General features: G+C 37.5%; 7 protein-coding genes and 1 pseudogene. 2 read left to right on the forward strand and 6 right to left on the reverse strand.

Annotated elements, in window-relative coordinates; genetic code table 11:
* Positions 1 to 18: 18 nt before the first annotated feature.
* On the reverse strand, positions 19 to 996 hold the full coding sequence (locus AC1M36_RS07875; RefSeq protein WP_479845721.1) for a SagB/ThcOx family dehydrogenase: 978 nt from the start codon (positions 994 to 996) through the stop codon (positions 19 to 21).
* A 571-nt stretch (positions 997 to 1,567) separates the two neighbouring features.
* Between AC1M36_RS07875 and AC1M36_RS07880 the strand changes: the two genes are divergently transcribed.
* Together AC1M36_RS07880 and AC1M36_RS07885 are read left to right on the forward strand one after the other, a co-directional pair.
* Positions 1,568 to 1,795, forward strand: a complete 228-nt coding sequence (locus AC1M36_RS07880; RefSeq protein ID WP_336452494.1) for a transposase — start codon at positions 1,568 to 1,570, stop codon at positions 1,793 to 1,795.
* Between the two features lie 788 nt (positions 1,796 to 2,583).
* Complete coding sequence (locus AC1M36_RS07885) at positions 2,584 to 2,856, forward strand: HU family DNA-binding protein (protein WP_479845722.1); 273 nt, start codon at positions 2,584 to 2,586, stop codon at positions 2,854 to 2,856.
* Between the two features lie 33 nt (positions 2,857 to 2,889).
* Here AC1M36_RS07885 and AC1M36_RS07890 read toward each other — a convergent pair whose 3' ends face one another.
* From AC1M36_RS07890 to AC1M36_RS07910, 5 genes and pseudogenes are all read right to left on the reverse strand, one after another.
* Positions 2,890 to 3,438 (reverse strand): cold-shock protein, encoded by a 549-nt coding sequence (locus AC1M36_RS07890; RefSeq protein ID WP_336452496.1) that lies wholly within the window; start codon positions 3,436 to 3,438, stop codon positions 2,890 to 2,892.
* A gap of 141 nt (positions 3,439 to 3,579) precedes the next feature.
* Positions 3,580 to 4,347, reverse strand: a pseudogene (locus tag AC1M36_RS07895) (4'-phosphopantetheinyl transferase family protein).
* A 173-nt stretch (positions 4,348 to 4,520) separates the two neighbouring features.
* Complete coding sequence (locus AC1M36_RS07900; protein ID WP_336452498.1) at positions 4,521 to 5,975, reverse strand: MDR family MFS transporter; 1,455 nt, start codon at positions 5,973 to 5,975, stop codon at positions 4,521 to 4,523.
* A gap of 2 nt (positions 5,976 to 5,977) precedes the next feature.
* A complete protein-coding gene (locus AC1M36_RS07905) occupies positions 5,978 to 6,199 on the reverse strand; it encodes an MbtH family protein (protein ID WP_336452499.1) in 222 nt (73 codons plus the stop codon).
* Positions 6,196 to 13,350: an amino acid adenylation domain-containing protein gene (locus AC1M36_RS07910; protein ID WP_479845723.1), complete on the reverse strand. Its 7,155-nt coding sequence runs from the start codon at positions 13,348 to 13,350 to the stop codon at positions 6,196 to 6,198. Before AC1M36_RS07910 ends, AC1M36_RS07905 begins: the two co-directional genes overlap by 4 nt.
* Positions 13,351 to 13,362: the final 12 nt, after the last annotated feature.

A 13,362-nucleotide genomic window follows, 5' to 3' on the forward strand; every position in this document is an offset into this window, starting at 1 on the left:
CCCTAATATTCATTTCATCTATTTGTTAATTTTCAAGCCAACTTCAAGCCCATGGAGAAATACTTGATGGTTATCCAAACTTAAAAAGTGCTGAATCTCTTCAAATTTCATATGACCAACGGAACAAACTCCTAAATTTAATGTCTCAGCTACCATATTTAAGGTAGCAGTGATGATACCTGATTCAATACAAGCAAATAAATATCCATCTGAACCGTATTTCGGAATGGAAGCGTTCGCATTATAGACTAAATAAACCGAAAAGGCAGACTGGTTAAATAACTCCTGGTTAATTAGCTCATGATCACTTTTGATTACTTGGTCAATATTATTTACAATTAAAAGACTATTCTCTGATGGACTATAATAATAAAAACCAGCTTTCATACCCTCTATACGTTTTGGTTTTATATAGACAAAGATATCAATGGGATAGAGTCCACCCGCACTTGCGTAATGATAGTATGTTTTTTCTTCCTTAACCTGTTTAAGAGTAGAAATAAACTTAGAAAATTCAGAAAAAGCAATAGGTTTGTTCATATCAAATTGGCGGCAAGATCTACGCTCCCTGATTATGGCGGGCAGCTCATTTGTTTTTTCAAGTTGAATTCCGGTTGACCGCGCAGCAGGGTGCGTTCGATTTAATTGTTCACTAATATACTTATCTAGTTCCTCTTTAGAGAAGCGAATCTGATTGCTATATGGATTCGGAAAAATTTTTTCTTGTGTGGAAAATACTTCTCTTGGATGTAATATGTTACTTACTAACACCCGATTCTTTATCATAAGTTCTACTATTTTTTGTGTCTCTCCCTCATTTCCTAACGAAAAGCGCTCTACTAGCTCACTAATCGTCACACCTTTTTGAGTCAAAAAATAAAGCTCAGGAAACCAATCAGACAGAACACCTGGAAATTTCGTTTCTCCTATCAAAACTTCATTATGCAACTTCTCCCAATGCTTAATAGGAGACCAGTAATAAATTTGCTCGCTCATATTCCCCTCCATAAATGATTAACTTATTTTACTTCCAATCCACAAAATTTTAGATTGTATTCCTTGTCCCATAGCAACTATGAATGCATGTACTTTAAGACCGCCTGAGGATAATAAAATAACTTTTTTTCTTTAAAATCTTTTATTTCATCATAAAACACTATTTTTTATTGGGCATTTCACATCCTTTTCCTTAGTAATCCTATAAAATATAAACCATTTAAAACATTGAGAATATTCATGTATTTTCAATGTGAAATTATTGTAATGGATTGGAAAGCAGATGAATATAGTTATTAAACAAAATAATATTGAGAAAGTTTTATTTGTTATACCAATAAAACTTTGAAATAAGGTTTATTACATATGAATTAAGAAAAGAGTTTACAACTTTTCTTTAGAAGTTAATGTATAACTGTAACATTCTATTACGTACAAGTGCGTTGTCAACATATCGTATTTAAAATAGAAAAAAGACACCTAAAAATGATATTATCCCCTTAAGGTAGACAGTGTAAAAAGACCATGAACAAACATGGATGTTACACTTCTACTTGGAGGGGATTTTATTATGGCTAAAAAAGGGGCTACATTTCAAACTTATTCAGATGAATTAAAGATACAAGCCGTAGAAAGTTTTTTAAATGGTGAGGATAGTCAATCAGCTATAGCGAAGAAATATGGACTTAAAAGTAGAACGCAACTAATAGATTGGGTTAGGAAATATCAAGAAACAGGCGGTATTTCAGACTCACGGGGGAAAAGTAGTGGTAATAGGGGGACTTCAAAAACCCCTTGAAAGGTCATCCTCGTACGAAATTCGATAGTATGGAAGAAGAATTGGAATACTACAAGGCACAGGTGGCGTACTAAAAAAACAGTATCCAAATCTGTAGGAGGTGTCCTTGCTCAAACGACTAAGTACGAGATTATTGAAGAACTACGTTCTCGATACAAGGTAATCTGGCTTGTCGTCATTGCTCAGTTAAATTGTTCTAGCTACTATAAGAGGCGTTCAACACGTACGCAAAGAAAATTACGTTTTTCACAGGATGATACATTGCGTGAACAAATTCAAGCGATTCACATAAAACACAAAAAATATGGCTATCTTCGTATGACAATTGCCTTGCGAGAAGAGGGCTTCTAAGACTAGCTGTTTCGCCCTCTATAACTACTTACTGTATTCTTCCCTCTATTACTTGGTAATACTGCTATTATTCATACTTTTACTACATATTTCTTTTTAGACAATAATTACTAAAGATAACATAATTGTATTCCTCCTTTCTTCTATTTTATAAAGTAAATTTATTATTTTCTATATAAACCCTTCTTTCTAAAGAGGCAATAAAGTGAAACTTTAATCAGTGGGGGTTTTCTTCATCCCCTACTGATTATCAACCCTCACCAATCGGGCTTTTACGGGATAAAAATAAATTCATCAATACTTTGCAGGGATTCCGCTTCTTTCACCGAACTTAAGATAACAATGTGATTCTATCAATGCTTTCAACAATATTGCTACATGCTATCACTTATTACAAAAACAAACCTAGACAAAAATATTTATATGAGGTGAAAAAAATGAACAAAACTGAATTAATTAAAAATGTGGCTCAAACAGCCGATATCTCACAAAAAGAGGCTTCATTAGCTGTTCAATCTGTATTTGATGCAATTACAAACGCTTTACAGACTGGTGACAAAGTACAACTTATTGGTTTTGGAACATTTGAGGTACGCGAAAGAACTGCGCGTACAGGTCGCAATCCTCAAACAGGTGAAGAAATTCAAATTGCAGCCGGGAAGGTTCCAGCCTTTAAAGCAGGAAAAGAATTAAAAGAAGCTGTAAAATAATAAGAAACCAGCCAATTAGGCTGGTTTCTTATTTTATTTCATAACCGCGTATATATTATCTGCATGATATACTTCACAAATATAAAATAAACACCTACAGTTACTTACGATTTGATATTTTCTCGTAGGATATATACTAGATTGTAATAAGCAGCCATCAAACAGTTCAATAATGTTTCCAGAAGGTTGATACCCTTGATATAACATATTTTTTCTTATGTCCATTTCCTCAATTAGTTTTTCAATTGGTACGTCTCCAGTTTCTAATTCTTTAACCATTTCAATTGGTAAAAGTGAAGTATCGGCAAAAATTAGATTTTCAGATAACACCTTCTCCTTATAACTAACAGACGAAACTCTGTAAAGAAATGCTCCATTTTTATCAAAAAAGCTTTTCGCTTCCTTGGGAATATATTTTCGATCTAGCATTTCTTGTTCCACAATATTGAACTGGACTGTATCTTTCACAATATTTTCTAAAGATGCGATAGATAGCGTTTCTTTAGAAAACAATAGATCTTTAACCACTTTTCCTGCTGCAGCATCAGCCAATTCTCTTTTTTTATTTTCCACTACTAACATGACTAACACCTCTTCTATATTTATATAATCTAGTATTAACTCAGACGGAACATATTCTTAAAGTTACCTCATATGAAAACGACTATGGTAGGTATCGATTCTATTATCGTTACAAACTTCCATCAACTAATCAGTTACTGCTCATTTATGTGTAAGAAATCTACTACTTTGCAAAAGTGTCCCTGCATCAAACTGCCTTATTTCTGTTACATCTTTGTTTAATAAAGCTATTGAAGCAACATAGCCTGAACCAGGTCGCAAATCCATCAAATTTGTAGTTCCAACAAACTCTGGCTTATCCTGAAAAACAAGTAGTTCTGGTAAATAATCTGGAGTTGATACAGTCAGATTAGAAGGTGATATCATTAATCCTTCTTCAGTCGCCTTGAGTATCGCTTCTTTCCGCGTCCAATATGTTAAAAACCCTTCAACTTTACTTTCAATCGGCAGTTTTTCTAGCTGAGCAATTTCTATATCTGTTAATACTCCTACTGCCATTTTAAGCACATCAATATTAGAATTTATTTGTTCCACATCTATGCCGACAGCTGCGGACGTTGTAAACGCAACAGCAATTCGTTCTCCTGAATGTGACACAGATAATTGCGGCATACCTACAGGTAATTGCGGGCGTCCGTGTGCTAACTTACAAACTGGACAGGTTCGATCGATGGGTACTTGAAGAGGGGACATTGCGAGTTGTTTTCCCAGTACCAATCGACTAATTGCACATCCAATCATAAATCTTGCTCGGTCCTCAGGCTGATGGAACAAATTTGCTTTCTCACGCTCGGTGTCATTTAGTAAATCATAGTGCCAAGGTTGCAAGTCTGAAATTCGAGCCCATCATATTTGGCAATGATGGCTTCTTAGCTTTGGTACTGAATCTACAATCTCCCAATCCTTCATAAAAATTCTCCCCTTTTCATATCCAATACTCATACTAAGAAAAGTATGAAATCTATTCCGGTCTTTCAACAAACATCTCCACTAACAAGTTCCCTTTTAGCTTTTGATCATTGCTATTGTAATAGAGAATTCTATCCAGTTTTATCATTACACCTGGGCAGATTATACCTCCGCTATTTACCCGCGACTGCTTTTGAATGAGATTCATTTGATTGGACTGCCGTTTTTTTCTTTGATGTAGCTATTGCATCCGCATCACGAATACGTAATGCAAACAATAATGCAATGCATAGAAATATAGCTGCACCAATTAGAGCGATTTGATACGCTACAATACTAGCACTCTCATTTCCAGCTTCACTGACATTATGATTTCCAAAAGCAGCTAGAAGACTCGCAAGAATCGCAACACCGATGGCAGAACCTAAACGATTTTGCACATTAAAAATGGTTGTCGCTCTCCCCATTGAAGATGGATGAATATTGTTAAAAGCTGAAAATTGCACAGCTCCTACAGAATGACCTAAGAAAAATCCTATGCCGAATAGTAACATTCGAATCACCCAAGGGTTTGTCTCCTGATTCACGAAGCTTAATACAACAAATATGATTGCTGAGCACAACAATCCAAGAGAGATTAGCTTACGTGGTCCAAGCCTTTTATACGACCAAGGCACTATTTGTGAAGAAATCATAAGTCCAATTGCTTCTGGAAATGTAGTGAGCCCTGTTTCCAGTGCTGATGCATGTAACACATTTTGATACATAAGTGGGAATATAAATAACATGCCCAGTAATCCAGCAGCCGAAAATAATGAAATGAGACTCATATTCCGAAATAAACGATCTTGTAGCAAACGTAAATCTAACATTGGCTGCTTCACACGAAGTTCAACAAACACAAAGAAAATAATAAGCGAAAGTCCACCCAATCCTGTCCCTATTATTTCTAAGGAACCCCAGCCTTTTGATGGCCCTTGACTCATTGCATATATCAACATTGCAAATCCTGGTGCGGAAAGTATAAAACCAGGTAAATCTAACCGCCCAGCATTTTTTTCAATATGCTCTACTAAAAATAACGTACCAATTAATAAAGCTACTATTCCAAACGGTAAATTAATATAAAATGCCCAGCGCCAAGACATATAATCTACAAAGAATCCACTAACAATTGGCCCTATTGCTGGCGCAACAGCAATAGGCAAAACAATAAACCTAGAAATCTTCGGTCTTTCTTGTGGTGAGAATGTTCGAAATAACATTGCCATTCCTACGGGAGTCAATAATCCTCCGCCAGCACCTTGTATAACGCGGAATATATTTAGGGCGGTAATATTATCAGCAAATCCGCATAATGCAGAAGCTGCTGTAAATACAGAAAGTGCAATTAGGAATACCCGCTTTGTACCAAATCGATCTCCGAGCCATCCAGAAATCGGTAAAAATACAGCCAGACTTACTAAGTATCCAACATTGACTGTCCCCATTGCTGAAGCTGGGACTTGTAGCTCATGACTAATCGTTTGCAGTGCTACATTTACAATCGTTGCATCCATAGCAGCCATAAACATCGCAGTTACATATACAACACTCACAACAATTTTCGGATTCACCTTCAAATTCATTACTACTTCCCTACTGAAACGCATTCAAGTGAACGAAGACTTTTTGGCTGCATATCACTCCAATGTAATTCGATATATGCAAGACAAGATTGTCTACTATCTTGTTCATGAACAACATCCCACCCCGCTGGTACATCGAGAAAGGCTGGCCAGACAGAGTGCTGGCCTTCCTTATTTACTAACACTTTATACATAAAATTATCGTTTTCAAATGGATTCGTCATACTTTACTTACCCCTTTCATCTCTTGCAATCTATTAGCTAATACTTGTCCGATTTCTGTTAATGGTCCTGGCTGACATAAATCTTTATGTCGACAATCAATATCATATTGTTCAATTTCTCCATCGATATAGTTAAACCATGTATCTGGAGAAATTGGATCAAACCATTCTGGTATGATTGTTGATCTAAAGAATACAATGTTTCCATGGAATTGTTTTGGAACATACTTTCCTAAAAGACCAACAGAATTTACGTATGTTTCTTTCAAATTCAAAATGGTTTCCTCTTCCAGGCTCGCTAATGCACTGCCATCCCTGCGAAGTATATCAATAGCATTTGCCATATCAAGTGGTTTCCCGTCCATGTTATCTGGATCATATCCTCCTAATGCAAGTAGTGCAATAAGCGCTTCTTCCTCAGTAGGTGATTCTGTATTTGGTAAAAAATGACCAGGATAAGAATCCAGCATGACAAGTAATTCAACTTCTTCTCCTTGATTTTGCAAATGAGTTGCCATTGCATGAACAACATTTCCTCCGAGAGACCAACCTAACAATCTGTACGGTCCATGTGGCTGTATTTCACGAATGTGCTCAAGATAGTCAGCAGCCATTTCGTCTAATGATTTTGGAAGTTCTTCGCTTTTTGCAATACCGCGTGCCTGTACACCATAAATTGGATGATCGCTTCCTAAAGACTTCATTAATCCTGCATAACACCAACTAAGCCCACCTGCTGGATGTACACAAAACATAGGTAGCTCACCACCACTTGTTCTTAATGGCAAGATTACATCTAGTGCACTTTGGCTTGTCCCCATCTCAAGTCTTTCGGCAAGCCCTGCAACTGTCGGTGCCGCAAATAAGCTACCAATACTTAACTCAATTCCTAGCGCTTCTCTGATCCGGCTCATTAACTGCACAGCAAGTAAGGAATGACCGCCAAGATCAAAGAAACCATCATCAATACCAATTCGAGGCAAATTCAAAACTTCTGTAAATAATTCACATAAAATTTCCTCTTTTGGTGTTCTTGGTCCTCGGCTTATAGTAGATGCCGTGAATTCAGGTGCTGGTAATGCTTTACGATCTAACTTACCATTTGGAGTTAAAGGTAATTCACTTATCATAACGAAAGCATACGGCACCATATAATCAGGTAGGCTAAGTCCCGCGTATTGGCGCATTTCAGCTGTATCAATGTGTACATGTTCTGACGGAACAATATAGGCGACTAAGCGCTTATCACCAGGCTGATCTTCACGTACAATGACAGCAACTTGTTCAACATGAGGATGCTGCATTATAACCGCTTCAATTTCACCAAGTTCAATTCGGAAACCACGAATTTTAATTTGATGATCTGCACGTCCCATATAATCTAACGTGCCATCTTGACGCCAACGTGCTAAATCTCCTGTACGATACATTCGAGTGCCAGGTTTCCCATATGGATCTGCTATAAATCGTTCTGCAGTTAAACCCGCACGACCCAAATATCCACGGGCAAGTCCTGCTCCTGCCACATACATTTCCCCCACTACTCCCGGTGGTACAGGTTGTAAGTAGTTATCTAATACGTATACTTTAAGATCTGGTATACTACATCCAATTAAGCTATTTGCTCGTAAAGATACGATATTTTGATCTAGCTCGATATAGCTTACATGTACAGTTGTTTCAGTAATACCATACATATTAATAAGCTTAGGTGCGTTTTCTGGATGACGACTATACCAATCTTCTAGGCGACTTAATTCCAGTGCCTCTCCGCCAAAAACGACATATCGTAAAGAAAGCTTCTGCCCTAATTGGGCATTTTCACGATCCGCCTGCATAAGTTGGTAAAACGCTGATGGTGTCTGATTTAAAACTGTTACCTTCTCCTGAACAAGCAGATTTAAAAACTCCCTAGGTGAACGACTCACAGTATGCGGTACAATAACAAGACGCCCTCCATACAGTAACGGTCCCCAAATTTCCCAAACTGAGAAATCAAATGCGTAAGAATGGAACATTGTCCAAATATCATTTGAATCAAATTGGAACCAATGATCAGTTGCTCCAAATAACCTTACAACATTTTGATGAGGGATCATTACACCTTTTGGTCTACCTGTTGAACCTGATGTGTAAATTACATAAGCAATGTGTAAAGGTGATAGCGGCTGTATTCGCTCCACATTCTCTATATTCTCTTCACTATATTTGTTTAATGTCTCAATTATTTTCGGATCATCTACTACAATCGCTTCGATCTCATCACTCTCTATTGTCACTTCCCTGTTCGTAATCATACAAACAGGCTTAGCATCACTTAACATAAATGAAATTCGGTCTGATGGATAATCAGGATCTAGCGGTAAATATCCTGCTCCCGCTTTTAAAACTGCTAATAAACTTACGATCATATCAAGAGATCTTGGCATCGCCAAAGCAACCAATTGCTCTGGACCTACTCCTTTTTCAATTAAGAGACGTGCAAGTTTATTCGATCTCTTATTTAACTCTTCATAAGTTAGCGCAGTGTCCTCAAACACGACAGCGGTTGCATCTGGCGTTAAGCGAACTTGTTTCTCAAACAATTCTGGCAACGTCATCTCAGGAGCAATTTGAAAGCCGCCATTCCATTTTTCAAGTATTGTTTGACGCTCTTCTTCTTGTAAAATTTCCAAACATCCAATAGATTGTTCTGGATTCTTTGCTGCATCATCTAATAAACGAATGAAACGACTCACAAATTTTCCAGCTGTTTCACGCTTAAATAAATCTGTACTAAACTCAAGTAAACCATGTAACCCATTTGGCTGACCTTCAGATGTACTACGTTCACTTATTTCTATCGTCATATCAAACTTCGAAGAACCAACACTCTTAATCTCAATATGCGTTTCTAGATTCGGTATATTAAGAGTAGCCTCTGGTGTATTTTGATAGGCTAACATAATTTGGAATAGTGGATGACTGTTTCTCGAACGCGCAGGGTTTAATACTTCAACAAGTCGTTCAAACGGAACATCTTGATTTTCATATGCCGAAAGGTTCACTTTACGTACCCTGCTTAATAGTTCACTAAAGCTAGGATCTCCAGATGTATCTGTACGTAATACAAGTGTATTTACAAACAATCCAACAATATCTCCAAGCGCATCATCACTGCGCCCCGCAATTGGACTGCCTATTGGAATATCCGTTCCTGCTCCTAATCGTGTAAATAATGCAGCGAGTCCGGATTGCAACACCATAAACAAGCTAACACCATTTTTACGAGCAAGCTCTAATAGTCGTTCATGTAACTCTGGATTCACATGAAAATCTATCGTTTCCCCACGATAACTCGTTTCCACAGGACGTTGATAATCTGTAGGTAACTCCAGTTGATCTGGTAATCCCTTCAGCTCTTCTTTCCAAAACTCAATTTGTTGTGAAATAAGACTATCTTGTAAACTCTCATTTCCTAATAGTTCTTGTTGCCAAAGGGCATAATCGGCATACTGTACTGGAAGCGACTTCCACTGAACTGATTCACATTTACAATGTGCTTGATAAGCAGCCGCTATGTCTCTTGACAATGGATTTAATGACCATCCATCCCCTACAATATGATGCAACAATACAAGTAACACATGTTCATCCGGATTTATTTCAAAAAGTTCCATACGGATAGCTGGCTCTTCTGCAAGATTAAAGCAATATCTTACAGCTTCAGCAAGTACTTTAGGTAATTCTGAATCAGTAGTCTGCGTAACAATTAAAGTAGGATTTGCCTCATTCGTCTCCAAAATTTGCTGATATGACGTACCTAGCGTGTTAGGAAAAATCGTTCGAAGTGTCTCATGTCGATCGACGATATCATAAAATGCAGCTTGTAAAGCTTCTCGATTTAATTCACCAGACATTCGAATGACTACTGGAATATTGTAAGTTGGGCTTGGACCTTCTAAGCAGTTCAAGAACCATAAACGACGCTGTGCAAAAGAAAGCGGTACTTCTTTTGGACGCTCTACCTTCTGAATAGCTGGCCTTGCACGCTGCGTGCCATCTAATTGTTTAGCGAGCTCAGCGACTGTAGGTGATTCAAATAGTTTTCCAATCCCTAATTCCACACCTAATGTTTCACGAATACGTCCCATTAACCGAGCAGCTAACAGAGAATGTCCGCCTATTTCAAAGAAGTTATCATCGATTCCAATCCGCGCTATGCTAAGCACTTCCGCAAATAAATCACATAAAATTTCTTCTTGTGGATTTCTAGCTATGCGCTCACTAACAAGTAAATTAAAGTCAGGTGCTGGTAACACTTTCCGATTAATCTTTCCGTTTGGTGTCAATGGCAATTCAGGTATCATCATAATTACTGACGGTATCATATAACCTGGTAGACTCTCTGCTGCATATGCTCGAATTTCTGCAAGTTCAAGATTGCTTTCAGCATCAGGTACAATGTAAGCAACTAAACGTTTTTCGCCAGGTTGATCTTCTCGAACAATTACAACGACTTGCTCAACATGAGGGTGCTGAGATAATACCGTTTCCACTTCAGATAACTCGATACGAAATCCACGAATCTTAATTTGATGGTCAGCGCGGCTCACATATTCTAGCGAACCATCTTGACGCCATTTAACAAGGTCACCTGTACGATACATTCGTGTACCAGGTTTTCCAAACGGGTTTGCAACAAATCGTTCAGCTGTTAATTCTGGTTTTCCTAAATATCCATTAGCAAGCCCCGTACCAGCAATGTATAATTCCCCCACCACTTCAGTTGGTACTGGTTGTAACCCTGCATCTAGTACATACACCTCTGTATTCCAAATCGGTCTTCCAATAGAAGGTGTACCACTCTCTTCTTCATTCATATCCATGAAAGTTGACCAAATTGTTGTTTCTGTTGGGCCATAAAGATTTGTAACATAACAATTTAATTCTTTTAACCGAGACGCTAAATTCGATGGAAGCGCCTCACCACCAACAAGCACTTTAAGTCCAATTAATCTTTCTGGATAATCTGTTACAAGCGCGTGCCAAAGTGTTGGCGTAGCTTGCATAATTGTAATATTTTTCTTTTGGATGATCTCTGTTAAAGCTGAAGAATCTTGAACCGTTTCTTTTTGTGCAACTTGAACACTTGCTCCACTAATAAGTGGTAAATAAATTTCTAAAGCAGAAATATCAAATGCAAAAGTTGTAACAGCCAACAAGCGGTCATTCACATGTAATGAAAATTGATCTTGCATTGCCAATAAAAAGTTACTTAAACTTTGCATCGGCACAACTACACCTTTGGGCTTACCTGTTGATCCCGAAGTATAAATTGTATATGCAGGATTTAAAAGTGAGATATGATCAAATGAGTCTAAATTATTTTTAGAATATTCCCTTAACTCTTCTTTTGTATTCTTACCATCAAGTACAATCCTTTGTGTATGATTCTCATTCGGTAGATTAGCCAAAATAGAAGAATGTGTTAAGATACAAACGGGCTGAGCATCGTTTAAAATGTACGCAATTCGATCTTCTGGATATTCTGGATCAATTGGTAAATACGCTGCTCCTGTCTTAAGAACTGCAATCATACCGATAACCATCTCTACAGATCTTGGAAATGCTAACGCTACAAATTGTTGAGATTGAACTCCCCGTTCTAACAAGAAGTGAGCAAGTTGATTTGCCCGTTCATTTAATTCTTTATAAGTAAGTTCTATTCCATCACATACGACAGCAATAGTATCAGGAGATTTCCTTACTTGTTTTTCAATGAGAGCAGGTACACTTACGAATGAACTTTCTTTCATAGTTTGATTCCACTCTATTAAATGCTTGCGTTCTTCATGAAATAAGAGTTCTAGCTTTCCAATCGGTGAATCTACCTGAAGATCTAATATATTTTCTAGAAGATTCATAAATCTATCTTTATGATTTATTAGCTCTTCTACTCTATATACTTCAGGGTTTGCATCAAAATTAACCCTTAAGCCATTTCCGCCAAACTCGTTTGACACATTTATCGAAAGATCATCAACCGGACCTGCTGAAAGATTATGTTTCACACCATGATTTCCTGCAAAACTCAGACTATAACCAAATGGCATGACATTAATCATTGGGCCAAATAACCTTTGATTTTCTCCCAATAACTTAAGGTCTCGGCGTAGTTCTTCATGACGGTACTTATGATGAAGGCGTATATCACGAATTTCATTAGAAACCTGCTTTACAACCTCAGCAAAACTCATATTAGGGCTTATAGACAATCTAAATGGAACAACATTCATAACCATACCAGGAGTATGAATTGATACCGACCCTAAACGTCCCATCATTGGTAAACCTAAAATTACATCCTTTGCACTTGTTAACTTGTGTATATAGATAGCAGTTGCAGCGATGATAAGATCCGGCCAATTCACTTTACAATCATGTGCAACCTTTTTTAAGGATTCTGTACTTAAACGAGACAAATGTGCTGTTTGGCGAAGAAATTCCTTCGATGTTCTAGGAGTACGTTCCGCCAAACTTACTACTTCTGGTTGATCTTGGAATCGTTCTAACCAAAATTTGCGATCTTTTTCAAACTGCTCTGATGCTCGATATGTAACGTCCTCCTCTAAAATGGTATGTACAGAACCAAAAGGTCTCTCATCATACGATTGATTATTCATATATGCCGTATATACTTTTGCTACTCGCTCTGCAAGTAACGAAAAGCCGTAGCCATCCATCACAATATGGTGAATGCGCTGATACCAGAAGAAACGATTCGCATCGATTTTAAAAAGTGCCTCCGTATACAGCTTGTCCTTTTTCAAATTAACCGGTGTAGATAAGTCTACTTCCATCCAAGCTTCAGCGGATTTTTGAGGGTTTTCTTCTTTACTAACATCGATAAAATGCATATAAAATTCAGGAGAAGCATCGATAACTTGCCATGGTCCTTTCTCATCTTCTTCAAAGTGGACATGTAAAGATTCCGCTTCCATCACAACCTTACGCACAGCTGATTCAAATGTTTTCACATCAACTGAACCGTGTATTTCTATGTACTCACCCGTATTATAAATTGGATTTTCAGGATCAAGTTGCTGCGCAAACCAAATACCCGTTTGCGCACCTGACAATGAATGACGAACCTTTTGACAATGAGACATTCGCATTTACCC

The organism is Bacillus sp. Medicinal_06 (assembly GCF_056711665.1).

Coding starts and splice junctions, on each gene's coding strand:
- AC1M36_RS07875 (WP_479845721.1), bottom strand. CDS start 996: ATGAGCGAGCAAATTTATTACTGGTCTCCTATTAAGCATTGGGAGAAG.
- AC1M36_RS07910 (WP_479845723.1), bottom strand. CDS start 13,350: ATGTCTCATTGTCAAAAGGTTCGTCATTCATTGTCAGGTGCGCAAACG.
- AC1M36_RS07880 (WP_336452494.1), top strand. CDS start 1,568: ATGGCTAAAAAAGGGGCTACATTTCAAACTTATTCAGATGAATTAAAG.
- AC1M36_RS07885 (WP_479845722.1), top strand. CDS start 2,584: ATGAACAAAACTGAATTAATTAAAAATGTGGCTCAAACAGCCGATATC.
- AC1M36_RS07900 (WP_336452498.1), bottom strand. CDS start 5,975: ATGAATTTGAAGGTGAATCCGAAAATTGTTGTGAGTGTTGTATATGTA.
- AC1M36_RS07905 (WP_336452499.1), bottom strand. CDS start 6,199: ATGACGAATCCATTTGAAAACGATAATTTTATGTATAAAGTGTTAGTA.
- AC1M36_RS07890 (WP_336452496.1), bottom strand. CDS start 3,438: ATGTTAGTAGTGGAAAATAAAAAAAGAGAATTGGCTGATGCTGCAGCA.